General features: G+C 57.2%; 20 protein-coding genes and 1 pseudogene. 9 read left to right on the top strand and 12 right to left on the bottom strand.

Features of this window, described 5'->3' with window-relative positions; genetic code table 11:
• Positions 1 to 205: 205 nt before the first annotated feature.
• From ackA to RTP97_RS02055, 3 genes are all read left to right on the top strand, one after another.
• Entirely contained in the window at positions 206 to 1,408 is a 1,203-nt protein-coding gene (gene ackA, locus RTP97_RS02065; protein ID WP_312410425.1) for an acetate kinase, read from the top strand.
• An 80-nt stretch (positions 1,409 to 1,488) separates the two neighbouring features.
• Positions 1,489 to 3,630, top strand: a complete 2,142-nt coding sequence (gene pta, locus RTP97_RS02060; protein WP_312229358.1) for a phosphate acetyltransferase — start codon at positions 1,489 to 1,491, stop codon at positions 3,628 to 3,630.
• 125 nt (positions 3,631 to 3,755) lie between these two features.
• Positions 3,756 to 6,155 (top strand): phosphoketolase family protein, encoded by a 2,400-nt coding sequence (locus RTP97_RS02055; protein WP_312410424.1) that lies wholly within the window; start codon positions 3,756 to 3,758, stop codon positions 6,153 to 6,155.
• A gap of 62 nt (positions 6,156 to 6,217) precedes the next feature.
• On the opposite strand, the gene yfcD is transcribed toward RTP97_RS02055, so the two are convergent.
• The 3 genes from yfcD to yfcF all read right to left on the bottom strand — a co-directional run bounded on the left by yfcD (position 6,218) and on the right by yfcF (position 8,074).
• A complete protein-coding gene (gene yfcD, locus RTP97_RS02050; RefSeq protein ID WP_103818993.1) occupies positions 6,218 to 6,763 on the bottom strand; it encodes an NUDIX hydrolase YfcD in 546 nt (181 codons plus the stop codon).
• A 56-nt stretch (positions 6,764 to 6,819) separates the two neighbouring features.
• Positions 6,820 to 7,371: a phosphodiesterase gene (gene yfcE / locus RTP97_RS02045; RefSeq protein ID WP_312212291.1), complete on the bottom strand. Its 552-nt coding sequence runs from the start codon at positions 7,369 to 7,371 to the stop codon at positions 6,820 to 6,822.
• A 64-nt stretch (positions 7,372 to 7,435) separates the two neighbouring features.
• The gene (yfcF, locus tag RTP97_RS02040) at positions 7,436 to 8,074 is read right to left on the bottom strand and encodes a glutathione transferase (protein ID WP_312410423.1); all 639 of its coding nucleotides are present in this window, start codon (positions 8,072 to 8,074) and stop codon (positions 7,436 to 7,438) included.
• A gap of 133 nt (positions 8,075 to 8,207) precedes the next feature.
• Here yfcF and yfcG point away from each other — a divergent pair, with 133 nt between their 5' ends.
• From yfcG to RTP97_RS02020, 4 genes are all read left to right on the top strand, one after another.
• Positions 8,208 to 8,837, top strand: coding sequence for a GSH-dependent disulfide bond oxidoreductase (gene yfcG / locus RTP97_RS02035; protein WP_312410422.1), 630 nt, complete (start codon positions 8,208 to 8,210; stop codon positions 8,835 to 8,837).
• Between the two features lie 74 nt (positions 8,838 to 8,911).
• Positions 8,912 to 9,274, top strand: coding sequence for a dihydroneopterin triphosphate 2'-epimerase (folX, locus tag RTP97_RS02030; RefSeq protein WP_312410420.1), 363 nt, complete (start codon positions 8,912 to 8,914; stop codon positions 9,272 to 9,274).
• Positions 9,275 to 9,293: 19 nt separating this feature from the next.
• Complete coding sequence (locus tag RTP97_RS02025) at positions 9,294 to 10,187, top strand: TIGR01777 family oxidoreductase (RefSeq protein ID WP_312410419.1); 894 nt, start codon at positions 9,294 to 9,296, stop codon at positions 10,185 to 10,187.
• 76 nt (positions 10,188 to 10,263) lie between these two features.
• Positions 10,264 to 10,791 carry a GNAT family protein gene (locus tag RTP97_RS02020; RefSeq protein WP_312410647.1) on the top strand — a complete coding sequence of 176 codons (528 nt, stop codon included), beginning with the start codon at positions 10,264 to 10,266 and terminating at the stop codon, positions 10,789 to 10,791.
• Between the two features lie 16 nt (positions 10,792 to 10,807).
• On the opposite strand, the gene hisP is transcribed toward RTP97_RS02020, so the two are convergent.
• From hisP to RTP97_RS01990, 6 genes are all read right to left on the bottom strand, one after another.
• A complete protein-coding gene (gene hisP / locus RTP97_RS02015) occupies positions 10,808 to 11,581 on the bottom strand; it encodes a histidine ABC transporter ATP-binding protein HisP (protein ID WP_312410418.1) in 774 nt (257 codons plus the stop codon).
• A 7-nt stretch (positions 11,582 to 11,588) separates the two neighbouring features.
• Entirely contained in the window at positions 11,589 to 12,305 is a 717-nt protein-coding gene (gene hisM, locus RTP97_RS02010) for a histidine ABC transporter permease HisM (RefSeq protein WP_312212298.1), read from the bottom strand.
• On the bottom strand, positions 12,302 to 12,988 hold the full coding sequence (locus tag RTP97_RS02005) for a histidine ABC transporter permease HisQ (RefSeq protein WP_312410417.1): 687 nt from the start codon (positions 12,986 to 12,988) through the stop codon (positions 12,302 to 12,304). Before RTP97_RS02005 ends, hisM begins: the two co-directional genes overlap by 4 nt.
• Positions 12,989 to 13,073: 85 nt before the next feature.
• Positions 13,074 to 13,856 (bottom strand): histidine ABC transporter substrate-binding protein HisJ, encoded by a 783-nt coding sequence (gene hisJ / locus RTP97_RS02000; protein ID WP_312410416.1) that lies wholly within the window; start codon positions 13,854 to 13,856, stop codon positions 13,074 to 13,076.
• 249 nt (positions 13,857 to 14,105) lie between these two features.
• Positions 14,106 to 14,888, bottom strand: a complete 783-nt coding sequence (gene argT, locus RTP97_RS01995) for a lysine/arginine/ornithine ABC transporter substrate-binding protein ArgT (RefSeq protein WP_144816928.1) — start codon at positions 14,886 to 14,888, stop codon at positions 14,106 to 14,108.
• Between the two features lie 286 nt (positions 14,889 to 15,174).
• Positions 15,175 to 15,756, bottom strand: coding sequence for a UbiX family flavin prenyltransferase (locus tag RTP97_RS01990; protein WP_312410415.1), 582 nt, complete (start codon positions 15,754 to 15,756; stop codon positions 15,175 to 15,177).
• Between the two features lie 264 nt (positions 15,757 to 16,020).
• Here RTP97_RS01990 and RTP97_RS01985 point away from each other — a divergent pair.
• A pseudogene (locus RTP97_RS01985) lies at positions 16,021 to 17,421 on the top strand (MFS transporter).
• A 10-nt stretch (positions 17,422 to 17,431) separates the two neighbouring features.
• On the top strand, positions 17,432 to 19,390 hold the full coding sequence (locus tag RTP97_RS01980) for a glycoside hydrolase family 127 protein (protein ID WP_312410413.1): 1,959 nt from the start codon (positions 17,432 to 17,434) through the stop codon (positions 19,388 to 19,390).
• Positions 19,391 to 19,441: 51 nt separating this feature from the next.
• On the opposite strand, the gene purF is transcribed toward RTP97_RS01980, so the two are convergent.
• The 3 genes from purF to dedD form a co-directional block, all read right to left on the bottom strand.
• Positions 19,442 to 20,959, bottom strand: a complete 1,518-nt coding sequence (purF, locus tag RTP97_RS01975) for an amidophosphoribosyltransferase (RefSeq protein ID WP_042389531.1) — start codon at positions 20,957 to 20,959, stop codon at positions 19,442 to 19,444.
• 34 nt (positions 20,960 to 20,993) lie between these two features.
• Positions 20,994 to 21,482: a colicin V production protein gene (cvpA, locus tag RTP97_RS01970; protein ID WP_103818980.1), complete on the bottom strand. Its 489-nt coding sequence runs from the start codon at positions 21,480 to 21,482 to the stop codon at positions 20,994 to 20,996.
• Between the two features lie 185 nt (positions 21,483 to 21,667).
• A partial coding sequence (dedD, locus tag RTP97_RS01965) for a cell division protein DedD (protein ID WP_312410411.1) occupies positions 21,668 to 22,261 on the bottom strand: 594 nt, incomplete at its 5' end.

Below are 22,261 nucleotides of genomic sequence, written 5' to 3'. Positions count from 1 at the left end.
CGCAGAACGTCATGTCGTCAACGTAACGCCCAGTATGCCACTTCCTCACATGGGGTCAAAATGGCATAAACTCAACAGTATTCTCTTTCATCGTGCCAAAAAATCGTTCTGGCATGATGTTAATCATAAATGTCAGCGTCAACATGCGCTACGCTGAAAGACTCACTGACGTTTTTTTAGCCACGTATCAAAAATAGGTACTTCCATGTCGAGTAAGTTAGTACTGGTTCTGAACTGCGGTAGCTCCTCACTGAAATTTGCAATCATTGATGCAGTGAACGGTGAAGAGTACCTCTCTGGTTTAGCCGAATGCTTCCATCTTCCTGAAGCGCGTATCAAATGGAAAATGGACGGTGGTAAACAAGAAGCTGCTTTAGGTGCAGGTGCCGCTCACAGTGAAGCACTGAACTTTATCGTTAACACTATTCTGGCACAAAAACCAGAACTGTCTGCACAGCTGACCGCAATTGGTCACCGCATCGTGCACGGCGGCGAAAAATACACCCGCTCCGTGGTTATCGACGACTCCGTTATCCAGGGCATCAAAGACTCCGCCTCTTTTGCACCGCTGCATAACCCGGCTCACCTGATCGGTATCGCTGAAGCGCTGAAATCCTTCCCGCAGCTGAAAGAGAAGAACGTGGCCGTGTTTGATACCGCGTTCCACCAGACCATGCCGGAAGAGTCCTACCTTTACGCCCTGCCGTACAAACTGTACAAAGAGCACGGCGTTCGCCGCTACGGCGCACACGGCACCAGCCACTTCTACGTGACGCAGGAAGCAGCAAAAATGCTGAACAAGCCGGTAGAAGAAGTGAATATCATCACTTGCCACCTGGGCAACGGCGGCTCCGTTTCTGCAATCCGTAACGGTAAATGCGTTGATACCTCTATGGGTCTGACCCCGCTGGAAGGCCTGGTGATGGGTACCCGTTCCGGTGATATCGACCCGGCGATCATCTTCCACCTGCACGATACCCTGGGTATGAGCGTGGAAGAGATCAACAAGATGCTGACCAAAGAGTCCGGCCTGCTGGGCCTGACCGAAGTCACCAGCGACTGCCGCTACGTTGAAGACAACTACGCGAGCAAAGAAGACGCTAAACGTGCAATGGACGTTTACTGCCACCGCCTGGCGAAGTACATCGGCTCCTACACCGCGCTGATGGAAGGTCGTCTGGACGCGGTTGTCTTCACCGGTGGTATCGGTGAGAACGCGGCGATGGTTCGCGAACTCTCTCTGGGCAAACTGGGCGTTCTGGGCTTCGAGGTTGACCACGAGCGTAACCTGGCTGCCCGCTTCGGCAAATCCGGCTACATCAACAAAGAGGGTACCACCCTCGCGATGGTCATCCCGACCAACGAAGAACTGGTGATTGCCCAAGACGCCAGCCGTCTGACTGCCTGATTCCACACCGCCAGCCAACGCTGGCGGTGCTGTTTTGTATCGCGCCAGTTTGCTGGCGGTAACGAAAAAGAGGATATACCGTGTCCCGTATTATTATGCTGATCCCTACCGGAACCAGCGTCGGCCTGACCAGCGTCAGCCTTGGCGTGATCCGTGCTATGGAACGCAAAGGCGTTCGTCTGAGCGTCTTTAAACCTATCGCCCAGCCGCGTGCCGGTGGCGATGCGCCAGACCAGACCACCACTATCGTGCGTGCGAACTCCAATCTGCCTGCCGCTGAGCCGCTGAAGATGAGCCACGTTGAGTCTCTGCTCTCCAGCAACCAGAAAGACGTGCTGATGGAAGAGATCATCGCCCGCTACCACGAGAGCGCCAAAGACGCGGAAGTGGTGCTGGTTGAAGGCCTGGTCCCGACCCGCAAACACCAGTTTGCCCAGTCGCTGAACTTCGAAATCGCCAAAACGCTGAATGCTGAGATCGTCTTTGTCATGTCGCAGGGTACCGATACCCAGGAGCAGCTGAAAGAGCGTATCGAGCTGACCCGCAACAGCTTCGGCGGCGTCAAGAACACCAACATCACCGGCGTGATCGTTAACAAGCTGAACGCCCCGGTTGATGAGCAGGGCCGTACCCGTCCGGATCTCTCTGAGATCTTCGATGACTCCTCTAAAGCGAAAGTGATCAGCATCGATCCGGCGCAGCTGAGCGAATCCAGCTCCCTGCCGGTGCTGGGCGCAATCCCGTGGAGCTTCGATCTGATTGCCACCCGTGCAATCGATATGGCGAAACACCTGAATGCCACCATCGTGAACGAAGGCGACATCAACACCCGCCGCGTGAAGTCCGTGACCTTCTGTGCCCGCAGCATTCCGCACATGCTGGAGCACTTCCGTGCAGGCTCTCTGCTGGTGACCTCCGCTGACCGTCCGGACGTGCTGGTTGCCGCCTGCCTGGCCGCAATGAACGGCGTTGAGATCGGTGCGATCCTGCTGACCGGTGCCTATGAGATGGACGCCCGCGTTGCCAAGCTGTGCGAACGCGCCTTTGCGACCGGCCTGCCGGTATTTATGGTGAACACCAACACCTGGCAGACCTCGCTGAGCCTGCAGAGCTTCAACCTGGAAGTGCCGGCTGACGACCATGCGCGTATTGAGAAAGTGCAGGAGTACGTAGCAGGCTACGTTAACGCTGACTGGATCGAATCCCTGACCGCGACCTCCGAGCGTAGCCGCCGTCTCTCCCCGCCTGCGTTCCGCTACCAGCTCACCGAGCTGGCGCGTCAGGCTGGCAAACGCGTTGTGCTGCCGGAAGGCGACGAACCGCGCACCGTTAAAGCGGCGGCCATCTGCGCCGAGCGCGGCATCGCGACCTGTGTGCTGCTGGGTAATCCGGATGAGATCACCCGCGTTGCCGCATCCCAGGGCGTTGAGCTGGGCGCTGGCATCGAAATCGTTGATCCGGAAGTGGTGCGTGAAAGCTACGTTGCCCGCCTGGTTGAGCTGCGTAAGAGCAAAGGCATGACCGAAGCCGTTGCCCGTGAACAGCTGGAAGACAACGTGGTTCTCGGCACCCTGATGCTGGAGCAGGACGAAGTTGACGGTCTGGTTTCCGGTGCGGTTCACACCACTGCCAACACCATCCGTCCGCCGCTGCAGCTGATCAAAACGGCACCGGGCAGTTCGCTGGTCTCCTCCGTATTCTTCATGCTGCTGCCGGAGCAGGTTTACGTTTACGGCGACTGCGCAATCAACCCGGATCCGACCGCTGAACAGCTGGCAGAGATCGCGATTCAGTCCGCTGACTCTGCGATTGCCTTCGGTATCGAGCCGCGCGTAGCCATGCTCTCCTACTCCACCGGTAACTCCGGCGCGGGTAGCGACGTAGAGAAAGTGCGTGAAGCGACCCGTCTGGCGCAGGAGAAACGTCCTGACCTGATGATCGACGGCCCGCTGCAGTATGACGCCGCGGTAATGGCTGACGTCGCGAAATCCAAAGCGCCGAACTCACCGGTTGCTGGTCGCGCTACCGTGTTCATCTTCCCGGATCTGAACACCGGTAACACCACTTACAAAGCGGTACAGCGCTCTGCCGACCTGATCTCCATCGGGCCGATGCTGCAGGGTATGCGTAAGCCTGTGAACGACCTGTCCCGTGGCGCGCTGGTTGACGATATCGTCTACACCATCGCCCTGACGGCGATTCAGTCCTCTCAGCAGCAGTAAGTTTATACCACTCTGCTTAAGGGTCATGGCGCTGCCGTGGCCCTTTTTTTTGGTGCAAATTCGCCCTCCTCCGCTTCTTCTATTAGGGTTAACAGGAACGATTTAACCTGATAACGGGAGAAAGCATGACGCAATCTGCAACCGGCAACGTTACCGACAACGACTTCACGTTACTGGATCGCTACTGGCGCGCCGCAAACTACCTCTCCGTCGGCCAGATCTACCTGATGGAAAACCCGCTTCTACGCGAGCCGCTTAAGCCGGAACATATCAAGCCCCGCCTGCTCGGCCACTGGGGCACCACGCCAGGGCTGAACTTCATCTACGCACACCTTAACCGTGCGATCCGCCAGCGCGATCTGGATATGCTCTACGTCTGCGGCCCCGGCCACGGCGGCCCAGGCATGGTGGCGAATACCTGGCTTGAAGGCAGCTACAGCGAGATCTATCCCGACATCAGCGAAGACGCGCCGGGGATGCAGAAGCTGTTTAAGCAGTTCTCGTTTCCGGGGGGTATTCCCAGCCACGCCGCGCCGGAAACGCCCGGCTCGATCAACGAAGGGGGCGAGCTGGGCTACTCCCTCTCCCACGCCTTTGGGGCCGTATTTGATGCGCCCGATCTGATTGCCGCCTGCGTGATTGGCGACGGCGAGGCTGAAACCGGCCCGCTCGCCGCCAGCTGGCACGGGATCAAGTTTCTTAACGCCGCCCGAGACGGGGCCGTACTGCCCATCCTGCACCTCAACGGCTACAAGATCGCTAACCCAACCCTGCTGGCGCGCACCAGCGATGAGGATCTCACCCAGCTGTTTCGCGGCTACGGCTACGATCCGGTTTTTGTCAGCGGTCATGAGCCGGAAAAAATGCATCCGCAGATGGCCGAGGCGCTGGATAACGCCCTGGATAAGATCCGTGATTTCCAGCAGCGCGCCCGCCGGGGTGAAACCGCTGAGTCGATACCGCGCTGGCCGATGATTATCCTGCGCAGCCCGAAGGGGTGGACCGGCCCGCAGACCGTCGACGGTAAAAAAGTTGAAGGCTTCTGGCGCGCGCATCAGGTGCCGGTCTCCTCATGCCGGGAAAACGACGAGCATCGACAGATCCTTGAGCGCTGGATGCGCAGCTACCAGCCGGAAGATCTCTTCGACGAGCAGGGGCGGCTTAAGCCCGAGCTAAAGGCGCTGGCTCCCGAGGGTGATAAGCGGATGGGCGCGACGCCCTGGGCCAACGGCGGACGGCTCCGGCGCGAGCTGGTCACGCCCGAGCTGCGCGAGTTTGCTCTTGATATCGCCTCCCCCGGCGAGACCCAGGCGCAGTCTACAGAGGTGCTGGGGCGCTACCTGCGCGGCATCTTTACCCGCAACCCGGATAACTTCCGTCTCTTTGGTCCGGATGAGACCGCCTCCAACCGGCTGGGGGACGTGTTCGACGTCACTAACCGCACCTGGGAGGGAGAGATTGAGCCTTACGATGAGCAGCTGGCCCCGGATGGGCGCGTGATGGAGATCCTCAGCGAGCATCAGTGTCAGGGCTGGCTGGAGGGCTATCTGCTCACCGGTCGCCACGGCCTGTTTAACTGCTACGAGGCCTTTATTCACATCATTGACTCAATGTTCAACCAGCACGCCAAGTGGCTGAAGGTAACGCGCAAGCTGCCGTGGCGCGAACCCGTCGCCTCGCTGAACTATCTGCTCTCATCCCACGTCTGGCGTCAGGATCACAACGGCTACAGCCATCAGGATCCCGGCTTTATCGATCACGTGGCCAACAAGAAAGCCGATATCGTGCGCATCTACCTGCCACCGGATGCTAACACCCTGCTGTGGGTGGCCGATCACTGCCTGAAAACCTGGGATCGCATCAATGTGATCGTTGCGGGCAAGCAGCCGGAGCCGCAGTGGCTGACGATGGAAGAAGCGGCGAAGCACTGTGAAGTGGGGATGGGCATCTGGCCCTGGGCAGGCAACGAAGAGCCGGACAGAACGCCGGACGTGGTGATGGCCTGCGCCGGGGATGTCCCTACCATGGAGGCGCTGGCGGCAGTGGATCTGCTTCGCGGCTACCTGCCGGATCTCAGCGTACGAGTGGTAAACGTGGTCGACCTGATGGCACTACAGACCCAGGATCAGCATCCGCACGGGCTGAGTGACGAGGCGTTTGAAGCTATCTTCACCGCTGACAAGCCGGTGATCTTCGCCTTCCACGGCTACCCGAGCCTGATCCATCGCCTGACCTACCACCGCAATAACCATCGCAACTTCCACGTGCGCGGGTTTATGGAAGAAGGCACCACCACCACGCCGTTTGACATGACGGTGATGAACGAGCTGGATCGGTTCCATCTGGCGCAGGAGGCGATCCTGCGGGTAGAGAGGCTGGCGGGCAAGGCCGATGCGATCCTTGACGATTTACAGGAGAAGATCGCCGAGCATCACCGCTACGTGCGCGAGCACGGAGAAGATCTGCCTGAGGTACGCAACTGGAAGTGGCCCTCGCAGCAGGGCAGCGGCGACGTGCCGGAGTAAGTTAAGGCATTAAAAAAGCCGGCCACGGCATAGCGTGGCCGGCTTGATGCTTTTATACAGGCTTATTCGGTTTCAGCCAGCTTAAGCGTATCGTTGTTGGCGTTGCGGCTCATCCACAGCGCCAGCGCCTTGAGCGAATCCGGCGTGAACTCATCGCAGCGGGCAGTGATCTCTTCCGGCGTCATCCAGATCGCTTCGCTGACCTCATCCTCCTGCAGGGCAAAGGGCCCGTGGGAGACGCAGCTGAATAGCCCACCCCAGACGCGGCAGTGGTCGTCTTCGTAGTAGAACTGACCATGCTCGGCAAACGGCACGCCAGCAATGCCCAGCTCCTCTTCCGCTTCACGCCGTGCGGATTCCAGCATCCCCTCGTCCGCCTGCACTACGCCGCCCGCCGTCGCGTCCAGCAGGCCAGGCAGGTAGTCTTTTGTTTCGGTGCGACGCTGCACCAGAATTTTTCCCATGCCGTCATGCACGACAATGTAGGTGGCGCGATGGCGCAAACACTGCGCGCGCATCTGTTCGCGGCTGGCCTGCGCGATCACCTCGTTGTCCTCATTGACGATATCCACCCACTCCGTGCCTGTAAAATGACTCTGTTCCACCATCGGAAAAACCTTCTCTGCATAGCGCTCTGGTGGCGCGTTTCTGGTTGAGAGCTAACTTACGGATTAATGGCGACCTCTGCAATAATCCGTTGATCGTTCAGTGCGATTACGCGAAAAATACCGTCCTCAAACATACCGTAGCTGGCGGCGAAGCCCCCCTTCGGTATGCTCACCGAGCCGGGGTTGAAGTGAATAATCTCGCCGCGCTTTTCCGCCACCGGAATATGAGTATGACCGGAGATCAGTACATCGCCAGCGGCAAGCGGTGGTAAATTTTCTGCATTATAGAGATGGCCGTGAGTCAAAAACAGCCGGGAATTATCCAATAATACCTGCTGCCAGGGGGCGGTGATGGGAAACGTGAGCAGCATTTGATCCACCTCGCTGTCACAGTTGCCGCGCACGGCGATGATTCGCGACGCCTGAGTGTTCAGCCGCTCGGCCACCTGCGCAGGCGCATACCCCTCCGGCAGCGCATTACGCGGCCCGTGATTGAGCAGGTCGCCAAGGATCACCAGCCACTGCGCGCCGCTCTCGGCAAACAGCGCCAGCACACGCTCCGTCGCTGGCAGCGAGCCGTGGATATCGGAGGCAAACATCAGCTTCATCGCTTACACCCTTATCGTTGAAAAACTCGCTTCATGATAACGGATTTGCCTGCGCTAAACAGCTTCAGCGCACCGCAGAAAGTGCGATATAGCGCTGGACGGAGGAGCGCTGCCACTGGAAGGTGGCGTAGTCTGCCAGGCGCTCCGGAACCTCGTCGCCGTTTAGCACCAGCCGGTTGAGCATCAGCGCCAGATCGGCGTCGGCAATGCACCATTCGCCAAATAGGTTAGGTTTGCCATGGGTTAACAGCGCGCTGGCGATGGTAAACAGTTTTTCAGCGCTCTGCTGGCCCGCCTCGCTGAGCGGCCCCTTCTTCGCCCCGGCGAAAACCACGTCCGTTGCGCGCTCCTCGCGGATGGGCAGCAAATCGCTGCGCAGCCAGGCCTGGATCTGCCGCGCCCGGGCGCGCTTCTGGATATCGTGGGGATAGACGCGCTCCCACTCCGGCGGCGCAAAGCGCTCTTCAAGGTATTCGCTAATCGCTGAGGATTCCGTCATCTCAAAGCCGTCAATCTCCAGCAGCGGCACGCGGCGGCTCAGGCGATAGCCTTTCCACTCCGGGTGCAGATGCTCCCCGCTGTTAAGGTCGACGGTCTTCAGCGTGAACGGCAGACCCTTTTCGTGCAGGGTGACGTACACCGACATGACGTAAGGAGAGAAAAAGTCTGCATCAGACCACAACGTTATTGCTGGCTCGCCCATGGTATCCTCATTGAATTGTCGAATTTCATCTAAAATATAGCGTCCTGTGCGAGCTGTCACTGCCTGAAAATCCCGCCTCGTCCGCCAGCGCCTATACTCCTGTTTGCGACTTTATTCCCAGACAGGAGTTGAGATGATCGATCTCTATTACGCCCCTACCCCTAACGGTCACAAGATCACGCTGTTTCTGGAGGAGGCGGAGCTGGATTACCGCCTGATCCGCGTCGATATCAGCAAAGGCGATCAGTTTCGCCCCGACTTTCTGGAGATCTCTCCGAATAATAAAATTCCGGCCATCGTTGATCATGCCCCTGCTGACGGCGGCGCGCCGCTTAGCCTGTTTGAGTCGGGGGAGATCCTGCTTTATCTGGCGGAGAAGAGCGGCAAGCTCCTTAGCGGCGAGCTGCGTGAGCGGCATCTGACGCTACAGTGGCTCTTCTGGCAGGTGGGCGGCCTGGGTCCGATGCTGGGCCAAAATCACCACTTCAACTACTTTGCCCCCAAGCCGGTGCCCTATGCCATCGAGCGTTTTCAGGTTGAAACGCAGCGTCTCTACAGCGTAATGAACAAGCGGCTGGAGCGCGTGCCCTGGCTGGGGGGTGAGCACTACAGCATTGCCGATATCGCCGCCTGGCCGTGGATCAACGCGCACGAACGTCAGCGGATCAACCTCAGCAGCTACCCGGCGGTGAACAACTGGTTCGAACGTATTCGCACCCGGCCAGCCACCCTGCGCGCAATGCAAAAAATTGCTCAGGTTTAGCCGCTGCGCCCGCGTAGGCGGGCCATATAACCTCGTGTATGATAGCGCTATTCACTACACAGAGGGAATTTACCATGTCGCAGCCAGACGCCATCATACGAATTAAAAATTTGCGCCTGAGAACCTTTATCGGCATCAAAGACGAAGAGATTGCCAATCGCCAGGACATCGTGGTCAACGTGGCGATCCACTATCCCGCGGACAAAGCGCGGGCCAGCGAAGATATCAACGATGCGCTGAACTACCGGACGATCACCAAAAATATCATTCAGCATATTGAAAACAATCGCTTCTTCTTGCTGGAAAAATTAACCCAGGATGTGCTCGATATCGCACGCGAACATCACTGGGTCACATATGCTGAAGTAGAGATCGATAAACTTTACGCGCTACGGTATGCCGACTCGGTGTCAATGAGCATGAGCTGGCGACGATAAGCGCAGCCCTGGAGGTTGCATGAGGATTTTGATTACCGGCGGTACCGGCCTGATTGGCAGCCATCTTGTCCCCCGCCTGCTGGAGCTGGGGCATTCGGTGACGGCGATCACCCGCAATCCCGAGCGGGCGCGACGGACGCTGGGCGATCGCGTCACCCTCAGCAAAGGGCTTAACGATCGCCACGATCTTAACGACATCGATGCGGTCATTAATCTGGCGGGGGAGCCTATCGCCGACAAGCGCTGGAGCGAGGCGCAAAAAGCGAACCTGTGCAACAGCCGCTGGCAGATCACCCAGAAGCTGGTGGATCTGATCAAGGCCAGTGCCACGCCCCCCTCGGTGCTGATCTCCGGGTCGGCGACGGGCTACTACGGCGATCTCGGCGAGGTGGTGGTGACCGAAGAGGAGCCGCCGCACAACGAGTTTACCCACAAGCTCTGCGCCCGCTGGGAGCAGATCGCCAGCGGTGCGCTGAGCGACCGCACCCGCGTCTGCCTGCTGCGTACCGGGGTGGTCTTCGCCCCAAAAGGCGGCGCGCTGGCAAAAATGTTGCCGATATTTCGCCTCGGCCTCGGCGGCCCAATCGGCAGCGGACGGCAGTACCTGGCCTGGATCCATATCGATGATATGGTCAACGGCATTATCTGGCTGCTGGATAACGATCTGCGCGGACCCTTTAATATGGTCTCCCCCTATCCGGTGCATAACGAGCGCTTTGCCCACGCCCTCGGCCATGCCCTGCACCGCCCTGCTTTTATTCGCGCCCCGGCCAGCGCCGTGCGGCTGCTGATGGGTGAATCCTCGGTGCTGGTGCTCGGCGGCCAGCGCGCCCTGCCTAAACGCCTGGAGGCCTCCGGGTTTGGTTTTCGCTGGTACGATCTGGATGAGGCCCTCGCGGATGTCGTGCGCTGAATCGTTAAAATAAATAGCACTATTTTAGTTTTCTAGTGCTAATGTAAATGACTGATTCACCAGAATGATGATTCCAATGCCTACGCTGACGACTTCACGCCTGACCCTCACTCCATTTCAGGAGTCCGACTGGCCCTTTTTTCTGCGCCTGCGCCGCGATCCGGCGATCATGCGTTTTATGGCGGATATTGCCTCGCAGGAGGATATTCGTCGGGTATTTGACGCACGCTTAATCGATACAGGAGCATTTGTCATTCGCCAGCAGGGAATAGCGACCCCGGTCGGGGATATTGGCCTGAGCAGGTCAGCGGAAAATCTCGAGGAGGCGGATATCGGTTACAGCATTGCCACCTACGCCCAGGGGCAGGGCTACGCCAGCGAAGCGTTGCGTGCGATTTGTCACTACGCGTTTGACGTAGCAGGCATTACGGCGCTGAACGCATGGGTGCTGGCGGGCAATACCGGTTCACAGCGCGTGCTGGAGAAGCTGGGGTTTAGCCGGGTGGAGATCCTGCAGAAGGTCTATCGTCTGAACGGCGTGTTTCACGATGACTGGGTCTACCGTCTGACCGCCCGGGAGTTTAGTTCAGCCCTCCCCGGTTAAGGAGAGGGCCGGCAGGTTACTTCAGCGAACCTTTGAGGAACTGCTGCAGGCGCGGGCTTTGCGGATGGTCGAACAGCGCCTCCGGCTTGCCCTCCTCCTCAATTTTCCCCTGATGCAGGAAGATGACGTGGGAAGAGACGTGGCGGGCAAAGCCCATCTCATGGGTCACCACCACCATGGTTTTCCCCTCCTCCGCCAGCTGCTGCATGATGCGCAGCACCTCACCCACCAGCTCAGGATCCAGCGCCGAGGTCGGCTCGTCAAACAGCAGGACCTCAGGCTCCATCGCCAGCGCACGGGCAATAGAGACGCGCTGCTGCTGGCCGCCGGAGAGGTGCACCGGGTATTTGGCCTGGGCGCGTTCGTCGATACCCACCTTCGCCAGATACTTCACCGCTCGCTCACGCGCCTCCTGTTTGCTTAGCCCCAGCACCTGAATCGGCGCTTCCATCACGTTCTCCAGCACCGTCATGTGGCTCCAGAGGTTAAAGTGCTGGAATACCATGGTCAGGCGGGTGCGCAGCAGGCGCAGCTGATGTTTGTCAGCCACCTTCAGCTGGCCGTCTTTATCTCGCACCAGGGTGATATTCTGCCCGCTAACCATAATCGTGCCTTCGCTTGGCTTCTCGAGAAAGTTAATGCAGCGCAGGAAGGTACTTTTGCCGGATCCGGACGAGCCGATAATGGTGATCACATCGCCCGCGTTAGCCTGCAGCGATACCCCTTTCAGCACCTCGTGTTCGCCGTAGCGCTTGTGCAGATCTGTAACGTTTAATTTATTCTCGGACATCGTATTCTCAGTGCGTCGAAGAAGGTTTCACATGCTTCAGCCAGCGTTTTTCCGCTTTGCGGAACAGGCTGATCAGAACATAGGAGATAATCAGGTACAGCACGGCGGCGATACCAAACGCGGTAAAGGGCTGGTAGGTGGCCGAGTTAATATCACGGGCAATTTTCAGCAGATCCGGGACGGTGGCGGTAAAGGCCAGCGCCGTGGAGTGCAGCATCAGGATCACCTCATTGCTGTAGGCAGGCAGCGCAATGCGCAGCGCCGACGGCAGAATAATGCAGCGGTACATCTTCACCGATGAAAAGCCATAGGCCCGCGCCGCCTCGATCTCACCGTGCGGCACGGAACGGATCGCCCCGGCAAAAATCTCGGTGGTGTAGGCGCAGGTATTAAGGGTTAACGCCAGCACCGTACAGTTCAGGCCGCTGCGGAAAAAGGCGTTCAGCAGCTCCGTGCCCTTCACAATCTCCAGCGTGTACATCCCGGAGTAGAAGACCAGCAGCTGGACATAGAGCGGCGTACCACGAAAAACGTAGGTAAACAGCCAGATTGGAAAGCGGATAAATTTATTGCTGGAGACGCGGCCGATGGCGAGAAACAGCGCGAGGATGCCGCCCATTACCACCGACGCGATCAGCAGCCAGAGGGTGATCGCCACGCCGGTAAAGCGGTAGCCGTCGGTCCACAGCAGGGAGCGCCAGTACTCCTGAATAATCTCGATCACAGGTCAGCCCTCTTCACGCCCACGGAGTAGCGGCGTTCGAGCAGAAGCAGCACACCATTAGAGACCGTTGTAAATACTAAGTAGATAAGCCCGCAGACCACGGCAAAGTAGAACGGCTCCCAGGTGCTTTTCCCGGCGAGCTGGGTGGCTTTCACCACGTCCTCGAGGCCCAGCAGCGACACCAGCGCGGTAGCCTTGAGGATCACCTGCCAGTTGTTACCAATGCCCGGCAGGGCGTAGCGCATCATGGCCGGGAAGAGAATGCGGCGAAAGGTCTGGCCGCCGGTAAAGCCAAAGGCGGTCGCCGCCTCGATGTGCCCTTTCGGCACGGCCATAAACGCCCCGCGAAAGGTTTCAGTAAAGTAGGCCCCGTAGATAAAGCCGAGGGTGATGATACCGGCGATCATCGGATCGATATCAATCTGCGCCATGCCAACAGCGTCGGTGAGGCTGTTGAGCGCGATTTGCAGCCCGTAGAAGATGAGCAGCATCAGCACCAGATCGGGCACGCCACGGATAAGCGTGGTGTAGCCTTCAAAAAGCGTGACCAGCACGCGGTTGTGCGAGAGCTTGGCTCCCGCCCCGGCGAGGCCTATCAGCACGGCCAGCACAACCGAGCTGAGTGCCAGCTCCAGCGTGACGACAGCGCCCTGGAATATAACTTGAGAAAACCCGTACAGCATGCAGCCTGCCCCGTGGTGTGTAGTGTCTGCCGTGTCTTTTCCCCTCCCGTCGTGGGAGGGGTCGCACGTTTGTCACAGGTGGGGATTAGCCACCGTAAACATCAAAATCGAAATACTTTTTCGCCAGCTTTTCGTAGGTACCGTCGGCACGCATATCGGCAAAGGCTTTGTTCAGCGCTTCGCGCAGCTCGTTGTCCTCTTTGCGGATGCCCATGCCGGTACCGACGCCAAACAGCTTCTCATCTTTGATGGACGGGCCACCAAATTTGTACTCTTTGCCCGCAGAGGTTTTCAGGAAACCTTCGCTGGCGGCCACTTCATCCTGGAACGCGGCGTCGATGCGGCCCGCAGTCAGGTCAGCATAGATGGAGTCCTGGCCCTGGTAGGAGACGATCTCCACCCCTTTCGCCGCCCAGTGCTCGTTGCCGTAGGTCTCCTGGGTGGTGCCCTGCAGAACGCCAACGCGCTTGCCTTTCAGGGTCGACAGGTCCGGCTGAATGTTAGACACTTTCGCCACTACCAGACGTGAATCTGCCGCATAAAGCTTGTCAGTAAACGCGATCTCCTGCTGACGCTTCTCGGTGATCGAGAGCGACGACATGATGGCATCGATTTTCTTCGCTTTCAGCGACGGGATCAGCGCATCCAGCGGGTTCTCAACGAAGGTACACTGCGTATTAATGCGTTTACACAGCTCTTTTGCCAGATCGATATCAAAACCGATTAATTCACCCTGCGCATTCTTCGATTCGAACGGGGCGTAGGTGGGATCGGTGCCAATGCGCAGTTTTTGCGGAATGGCAGCGAAGGCGCTGGACGCGCTGGAGAGAGCAAGCACCAGAGAAAGCGATAATACCAACTTATTCATAAACATCCTCAACTGACGGTCTTTTAACGGGATTTTGAACAGAATACGGTACGGCTATCGTGCCATTATTCGGCCCGGCAAGGCAAAATATTCTGCCCTGCCGGACGATTTTTTTTGCAGCGCCACTGCTTAACTATGCTGATTTATGTCCCGTTGCCTGACGAAAGCACGTTCACCGCACCGCCGTAAGGCATCAACCGTATCAATGCACCACGCTGGCTCACCATCGTGGTGCACCGCGCCTGCTTGTTAATCGCCGTAGACGTTAAAGTCGAAGTATTTTTTCGCCATCTTGTCGTAGGTACCGTCCTTGCGGATCTCACCTAAGGCTTTGTCGAACGCAGCCTTCAGTTCGGTATCGTCTTTGCGCAGGCCAACCCCGGTACCGTCACCGAAGAAGTTTTTATCTTTTACCGACGGACCGGCGAAAGCGAACTCTTTCCCGGCAGGCTGTTTGAGGAAGCCTTCGCTGGCGGCAACTTCATCCTGCAGGGCCGCGTCCAGACGACCGGCAGCGAGATCGGAGTAGATCAGATCCTGGTTCTGATAGGCAACAACATCAATGCCTTTGCTGCGCCAGTTGGCGTTGCCAAAGGCCTCCTGGGTTGAACCTTGCAGCACGCCAACGTGCTTGCCCTTCAGCGACTCAATGGTCGGCTGGATCGGCGAGCCTTTAGCCGCGATCAGGCGTGAATCCGCCGCGTAGAGCTTGTCAGAGAAGGCGATCTCCTGCTGGCGCTTTTCGGTAATGGAGAGAGAAGAGATGATGGCATCAATTTTCTTGGCTTTCAGAGAGGGGATCAGCGCGTCAAAATCGCTGCCCACCCAGGTGCACTTAACCTGAATACGTTTGCACATCTCGTTACCGAGGTCGATATCAAAGCCGACAAACTCACCCTTCGCGTCTTTAGACGAGAATGGCGCATAGGTCGCATCCGTACCAATGCGCACGGTCTGGGGAAGCGCAGCGTAAACGCTGGCGGCGCTGGAGAGTCCCAGCAGTAAAGAGAGAGCTACAGCCGTCTTCTTCATACATTACCCTCGAGTTTCTGATTTTATTATCTATTGCGTGTTGTTGTTATATAACGTTGTGTTGTGTTACCCGCTGATGCTTGCACGTCTTATGCCACTTTCTCATGACCTATAATAATCGCCGTAAGAAATGTTAATAAAAGGTTGCAGCATTACCGTTAGGGTGAAAGATAGCAGGTCTGCTAAATGAACCGCAGCGTTACAAACTGAAAACAGCGGTTAAATGTCGAGGATATGATCGCGCTTGCAGATTTGCCCTGAAACAGGGCAATCCAGGTGAGGTGCACTATTTTGACGCAGCGGGTCCCTGCCAGCGGGTAAAGAGATCTTCCGGCAGGTCAATGTCGAACTGATCGATCACGCGGTTAACCGTCTGGTTGATGATGTCATCGAGGGTCTGCGGGCGGTGATAAAAGGCCGGGACCGGAGGCATAATTGCCGCACCCAGCTCTGCCGCCTGGGTCATCAGCCGCAGGTGGCCAAGATGCAGCGGCGTCTCGCGCACGCAGAGCACCAGCGGGCGGCGCTCTTTCAATACCACGTCTGCCGCCCGGGTCAGCAGGCTGTCGGTGTAGCTGTGAACGATGCCGGAGAGCGTTTTAATGGAACAGGGAAGGATCACCATACCGGCGGTTTTGAACGAGCCAGAGGAGATGTTGGCGGCGATATCACGCGAGTCGTGGACCACGTCGGCCAGGGCCTGCACATCACGCAGGGAGAGGTCGGTCTCCAGCGCAAGCGTCTGGCGGGCAGCGTTGCTCATCACCAGATGGGTTTCCACCTCAGCCACGTTGCGTAGCACCTGCAGCAGACGCACGCCGTAAATGGCCCCGCTGGCACCTGAGATGCCAATAATCAGTCGTTTCATATTCCCGTCCTTTTACTTATGTGAGAGGACTTTGCCGGATTATGCGGGCTGGTGCAACTACGGGGATGCGAACAATCGTGTGCCCAGATAACGCATCAAGTCTGAATCAACATAAAAGAGTAAACATAAGATCGAACTCACATTAAACGGCCGCCCCGCGCACGTAACATCAAGTAAAAATAATGGAAATTTCCGTTAAGACAGTCAGAGATACGCCGTAATGACTTTTATTAAACAGGGGTTGTTAAGTAAAAGGAGTACGCTATGGCCATTACCGATTATCCGGAAAGCCAGATACAGGACGCAGCAGACGAAATCCTTTCTACCCGCTAAAAGATAGGTTACGGTTTAGGCGATGCAGGCGGGCATTGCATTTCAGATTTAATCAGTGGGTTTTTACTCTTTTTTTACACCGATGTATTCGGCCTCAGCCCCGCTATTGCGGGCACTATGTTTCTCATCCTCAGGATCTTCGACGCTGTATCAGACCCGGTCATGGGGGTCATTGCTGACCGCACCCATAGCCGCTGGGGCCGGTTTCGCCCATGGCAGTTGTGGAGTGCCATTCCGTTGGGGATCGTCGGGGTTTTAACCTTCACCGTGCCGGATATCACTCCTGGGATGAAAATCCTCTGGGCATATGCTACCTATCTTCTGCTCTCGGTCAGCTATACCGCGAACAATGTACCCTACTGTGCGCTGATTAACGCCATAACAAACCGCCACGATCAGGTGATGTCCTGCCAGTCCTGGCGTTTCGTACTCAGTGGGATCGCGGGCTTTCTGGTCTCTGTCGGTCTGCCGTGGATGGTGGCGTTTTTAGGCCAGGGAGATATGGCAAAGGGCTATCAGTATGGTGCCACCGTACTTTGCACCCTTGGCGTGATCATGTTTTTACTCTGCTTTTTTTGGGTAAAAGAGCGTGTCCCGCTGTCGCTGGCAGGAGATGTTACCCTGCGGCAACACCTGAGCGGACTGCGTAAAAACGATCAGATGCTAATGATGCTGTTAATGTCTTTTCTGCTGGTCAACGTACTCTGCATTCGTGGTGGGGGCTACGTCTATTTCATCTCCTACGCACTGCAGGGCAGCGCCGGGTTTATGTCGCTGTTTTTCGCCATTGTCACCTTAGGCGCTATTGCGGGCGCGATAATCGTTAACCCACTCTCCCGCCATGTTGACATGGTGAAGCTCTACTCCGCCACCAACTTAACCCTGGTGCTGTTTGGCATAGTTATGTGGTTTCTGCCTACCGGACCACAGTATCAAACGTTGTGGCTGGGCTGTATCTTAATAAACAGCATTATTCTCGGGTTTGCCCTCCCTCTGCATTTCTCTCTCATGGCGTTTGCCGATGACTATGGCGAATGGAAAAACGGTGTACGCTCCTCTGGGATGAACTTTGCCTTTAACCTCTTCTTCGTCAAGCTCTCCTGGGCCTCTTCTGGCGGCATCATCAGCCTGATGCTGATTCTGGTTGCCTATCGTCCGGGGCTGGAAAACCAGACCGCCGCCTCTATTCAGGCCATCAGCGCGCTGCAAAGCCTGATCCCGGCCCTGTTTCATCTGGCGCTCGCTCTCTGCCTGCTTAAATGCCGCCTGAATGGCCCAATGATGCAGCGCATTTCAACCGAGCTTCACCATAAACATTCACACCTGTCCTGAGGTAAACATAATGCAGCCCGATCTATTTGAAGCCGATTTAAGGCAAATAACGCTTACCGATCCCTTCCTTGGCGAATATCAGCGACTCATTCGCGATGTGGTTATCCCTTATCAATGGCAAGCACTCAACGACTCCATTCCTGAAGCGGAACCCAGCCATGCGCTGGCGAACTACCGCATCGCCGCAGGCCTTGAGAAAGGCGAATTCTACGGCATGGTGTTTCAGGACAGCGACATCACAAAATGGCTGGAAGCCGTCGCCTGGTCATTAAGCCAGAAACCGGACGCCAGCCTGGAGCAGACGGCAGACGAGGTTATCGAACTGCTGGCGCAGGCCCAGTGTGATGATGGCTATCTCAATACCTGGTTTACGGTAAAAGAGCCGGGCCTGCGCTGGACCAACGTTGCAGAATGCCATGAGCTTTACTGCGCCGGACACCTGTTCGAAGCGGCTGTCGCTTTTTATCGTGCCACTGGAAAACGCCGTCTGCTGGCCATAGCCTGCCGGTTTGCCGACCACATTGATACCGTTTTTGGTCCCGGTGAGGGCCAGCTACGCGGCTATCCCGGCCACCCGGAAATTGAGCTGGCGCTGTTGCGCCTGTACGAAGTCACCCGGGAGAGTCGCTATCAAACGCTGGCCCGCTTTTTCCTCGAGGAGCGAGGTGCCAGCCCCCACTATTACGATATCGAATTTGAGAAGCGCGGCGGCACCTGGCACTGGGATAACGCAGGCGAAGCCTGGATGGTGAAAGATAAAACCTACACGCATGCACACAAACCCCTGGCGGAGCAGGATCGAGCGGTGGGGCATGCCGTTCGGTCGGTATACCTGCTTACCGGTCTGGCGCATCTTGCCCGCCTGACTCAGAGTGAGGAGAAGCGGCAGACCTGTCTGCGGATCTGGAACAATATGGTTCAGCAGCGAATGTACATTACCGGCGGCATTGGTTCGCAGGCCAACGGCGAAGCCTTTACCAGCGATTACGATCTGCCAAATGATACCGCCTACAGTGAAAGCTGTGCCTCGATCGGCCTGATGATGTTCGCCCGGCGCATGCTGGAGATGGAAGACGACGCTCACTATGCTGACGTGATGGAGCGTGCATTCTACAATACAGTGCTCGGTGGTATGGCGCTGGATGGTCAGCACTTTTTCTACGTCAATCTGTTGGAGACTTACCCAAAAAGTATTCCCCATAACCATATCTACGATCACGTCAAACCGATACGCCAGCGCTGGTTCGGCTGCGCCTGCTGCCCGCCCAATATTGCCCGTACGCTGGTTGCCATAGGTCATTATCTGTTTATGCCCCGTCCGGATGCGCTGTTTATTAATTTTTACGCCGGCAGCGAAGCGCAGTTTCAGGTTGATGGTAAACCTTTGTCACTGAAAATAGACGGTAACTATCCATGGAGTGAAAAAGTTACCCTTTCTATTATCCATCCAGATCCCATAACGCATACGCTGGCCCTGCGCCTGCCGGAATGGTGCGAAAATCCGCGCGTTCTGGTAAACGGTGAGGCCGCGTCAGGGGAACAGATCAAAGGCTATTTGCATATTTGCCGTTCTTGGCAGCAAGGCGATACCGTGACGCTGCATTTGCCGATGACTATCCGGCGCGTCTATGCCAATCCTCGCGTTCGCCATACGGCGGGTAAAGTTGCTATTCAGCGCGGTCCGCTGGTCTATTGCCTGGAGGAAGCAGATAACGGAGCGGAGCTGCACAATCTCTCTCTGCCGCGTGACAGCGAATTTCGTGAAGTTGCAGGCGCAGGCGTGCTGGCAGGAAAAGTGTTGCTGGAGGCATCGGGATTACGCGTACCGATACCGGAAGGGGATCGTCCGCTCTACAGCACCGAGCCGTCGAAAACGAAAGCCGTACGGCAGACGTTAACCTTTATCCCCTGGTTCAGCTGGGCGAACCGTGGTGAGGGCGAAATGCGGATCTGGTTGGATGAAGCCTAATGTAAAACAGGCGTGCCGGAGGCAGCGTCGCCATCCGGCACTCCACGAACATTAACCCTCGTTATGCATCTCTAAGCTTTCGAGATCGTTCTGCATCTGTACGGCTTTTACGTCGTCATTGCGCAGGGAGTCGAGGTAGTCGAGATACTGCTGGTTAACGTCTTTGGTCACGTAGATCCCGTTGAACACCGAGCACTCAAACTGCTGTATATCCGGGTTCTCGGCACGCACGGCGTCGATAAGATCGTTGAGGTCCTGGAAGATCAGGCCGTCAGCGCCAATGATCTGGCGGATCTCGTCCACTTCACGGCCGTGGGCGATCAGCTCGTTAGCGGTCGGCATATCGATGCCGTAGACGTTCGGGAAGCGGATCTCTGGTGCCGCAGAAGCGAGGTAGACCTTCTTCGCCCCGGCTTCGCGTGCCATCTCGATAATCTGCTCCGAGGTGGTACCGCGCACGATGGAGTCATCCACCAGCAGCACGTTCTTGTCGCGGAACTCGGCGCGGTTGGCGTTGAGCTTGCGGCGCACGGATTTACGGCGCAGCTGCTGGCCCGGCATGATAAAGGTGCGGCCAACATAGCGGTTCTTCACGAAGCCCTGGCGGTAGGGTTTATCCAGAATGTGGGCAATCTCCAGCGCGATATCGCAGGAGGTCTCCGGGATCGGGATCACCACGTCAATGTCGAGATCTTCCCACTCGCGGGCAATCTTCGCGCCCAGCTTTTTACCCATATTAACGCGGGCGCTGTAGACGGAGATCTTGTCGATAAAGGAGTCCGGACGGGCGAAGTAGACGTACTCAAACAGGCACGGGTTGCTGACCGGGTTGTCGGCACACTGGCGGGTAGAGAGCTGGCCTTTTTCGGTGATATAGACCGCTTCGCCCGGGGCGACGTCACGCAGGAATTCAAAGCCCAGCGTATCCAGCGCCACGCTCTCGGAGGCCATCATATACTCGGTGCGGCCGTCGCCGATGTCACGCTTGCCCAGCACCAGCGGACGGATGCCGTTGGGATCGCGGAAGCCGACCATGCCGTGGCCGATAATCATCGCGATGCAGGCGTACGCGCCGCGGATCTGGCGGTTGGTCGCGGCAATAGCGGCAAAAATGTTATCCGCCTCTAACGGGTAGTGGCGGAAGTTATCCAGCTCGCTGGCGAAAATATTGAGCAGGATTTCAGAGTCGGAGGTGGTGTTGATGTGGCGACGCTTCTCCTGGAACAGCTTCTTACGCAGCTCATGGGCGTTGGTCAGGTTGCCGTTGTGGGCAAGCGTGATGCCATACGGCGAGTTGACGTAGAAGGGCTGGGCTTCCGAGGCGCTGGAGCTACCGGCCGTTGGGTAGCGCACATGGCCGATACCCATGTTCCCCTGGAGGCGCTGCATGTGGCGGGCTTCAAATACATCGCTAACCATCCCGTTCGCTTTACGTAAACGGAAGCAGTTGTTTTCATCGATAGTGATGATGCCTGCGGCATCCTGACCACGGTGCTGGAGCACCGTTAACGCGTCATAAATCGACTGGTTTACCGGCATAACACCGGCGATACCGACAATACCGCACATACGTCTCTTTCCTCGCTAGGCCACATCGCAGGGCTTACGCCCTGGGCAAAAAACTAGACGAGCTTTGCAGATAGTCAAAGAACCACCTGATGATAACACTGAACTGCGGGATCAGCTGCGAACGCTGCCAGTCATCGCTTTTCGAGAACCCGGTAAAGGTATCGAGAAAGAACAGGATTGCGGCGACGATCAATGCTCCACGTAGCGCACCGAAGCAAATCCCCAACACCCTGTCGGTTCCCGACAGGCCGGTTTTATCGACCAGCGCGCCGAAAATATAGTTAACAATCGCGCCGACAATCAGCGTTGCGATAAACAGGACTGCGATAGCAATTCCGTTCCGCACCAGTGCGTCTTCAAAGCCCGTGAACCAAACAGACAGGTAAGTGTAGTAGTGACTGGCAACAAAGAAAGCACAACCCCAAGTCACCAGCGATAACGCTTCACGTACAAAGCCGCGGATCAGGCTAACCAGACAGGAAAAACCTATTACCGCGATGATGGCGTAATCAATCCAGACCATATGTGTCCCATGATTTTACGCCCTGTCGTCCAGTTCGGGGCGCATTCTAACAGAAAAAGAAAACGTTTGCGTAGCGATTTCCGTGCCGCGCGGAAATAAAAATGGCGCTGAAAAAATATTCAACGCCATCAGACCTTTTGCCTCTTCGGGCCTGCCGGTCGCTCTTTATTTAACCTGCCAGAGGATCAGTTTGCGCTGTAGTTCATCACCACGCCGCTTAACCCCGACAGCTGTTTTAACTCACCGAGCGAACCTTTTAGCTTATCTCTGGAGGCGTCCGGGCCGACCAGAATGCGGGTTATTTTACCCTGTACCGGCGTATTTGGAATAGTGTAAACACGATACCCTGCTCCGCGCAGCTTGCCGACGATCTCAGTAACTTTATCAGCATTTTTCAGCGCCCCGAGCTGAACCACCCAGGCCTTACCGGTTGGCGCAGGCTTCTCTTCCGTCGCCGCTGGTTTAGGCGGTGTGACCGGCGCGTCGTTAGCGGCCGCCAGCTGCTCGCTGGCGCGGTCCCGCTGCGGCTGCAGTTTAGGCTGCGGCTTCTCAACCGGCTTCGCTTTCGGCGTCTCTACCGGATACTGTTCCGCCTCTGCCGCGCCGCTTTCAAGCGCCTGTCGGGAGGTATCCAGCGACGGCGCGGCGGCATCGCCCGCACGCACCTCTTCCGCTGCGCCCTCCGGCGGCTGGGCCGGCAGCGCCTGCGTTGCCGCCGGCATCATGTCCGGCTCATCGCGATCGCCCGGCTTCGGTACCAGCGGAATGGCCGCCAACTC

The organism is Pseudescherichia sp. (genome assembly GCF_031998825.1).
Lineage (GTDB): Bacteria > Pseudomonadota > Gammaproteobacteria > Enterobacterales > Enterobacteriaceae > Pseudescherichia.
The sequence above is the reverse complement of the archived record's forward strand: the minus strand, read 5'-3'. Positions and strand labels throughout refer to the sequence as shown.

Coding starts and splice junctions, on each gene's coding strand:
- RTP97_RS02025 (WP_312410419.1), top strand. CDS start 9,294: ATGAGGATTTTGATTACCGGCGGTACCGGCCTGATTGGCAGCCATCTT.
- argT (WP_144816928.1), bottom strand. CDS start 14,888: ATGAAGAAGACGGCTGTAGCTCTCTCTTTACTGCTGGGACTCTCCAGC.
- RTP97_RS01980 (WP_312410413.1), top strand. CDS start 17,432: ATGCAGCCCGATCTATTTGAAGCCGATTTAAGGCAAATAACGCTTACC.
- yfcD (WP_103818993.1), bottom strand. CDS start 6,763: ATGGTGGAACAGAGTCATTTTACAGGCACGGAGTGGGTGGATATCGTC.
- hisJ (WP_312410416.1), bottom strand. CDS start 13,856: ATGAATAAGTTGGTATTATCGCTTTCTCTGGTGCTTGCTCTCTCCAGC.
- folX (WP_312410420.1), top strand. CDS start 8,912: ATGTCGCAGCCAGACGCCATCATACGAATTAAAAATTTGCGCCTGAGA.
- RTP97_RS02055 (WP_312410424.1), top strand. CDS start 3,756: ATGACGCAATCTGCAACCGGCAACGTTACCGACAACGACTTCACGTTA.
- yfcG (WP_312410422.1), top strand. CDS start 8,208: ATGATCGATCTCTATTACGCCCCTACCCCTAACGGTCACAAGATCACG.
- ackA (WP_312410425.1), top strand. CDS start 206: ATGTCGAGTAAGTTAGTACTGGTTCTGAACTGCGGTAGCTCCTCACTG.
- RTP97_RS02005 (WP_312410417.1), bottom strand. CDS start 12,988: ATGCTGTACGGGTTTTCTCAAGTTATATTCCAGGGCGCTGTCGTCACG.
- purF (WP_042389531.1), bottom strand. CDS start 20,959: ATGTGCGGTATTGTCGGTATCGCCGGTGTTATGCCGGTAAACCAGTCG.
- yfcF (WP_312410423.1), bottom strand. CDS start 8,074: ATGGGCGAGCCAGCAATAACGTTGTGGTCTGATGCAGACTTTTTCTCT.
- RTP97_RS01990 (WP_312410415.1), bottom strand. CDS start 15,756: ATGAAACGACTGATTATTGGCATCTCAGGTGCCAGCGGGGCCATTTAC.
- RTP97_RS02020 (WP_312410647.1), top strand. CDS start 10,264: ATGCCTACGCTGACGACTTCACGCCTGACCCTCACTCCATTTCAGGAG.
- cvpA (WP_103818980.1), bottom strand. CDS start 21,482: ATGGTCTGGATTGATTACGCCATCATCGCGGTAATAGGTTTTTCCTGT.
- hisP (WP_312410418.1), bottom strand. CDS start 11,581: ATGTCCGAGAATAAATTAAACGTTACAGATCTGCACAAGCGCTACGGC.
- yfcE (WP_312212291.1), bottom strand. CDS start 7,371: ATGAAGCTGATGTTTGCCTCCGATATCCACGGCTCGCTGCCAGCGACG.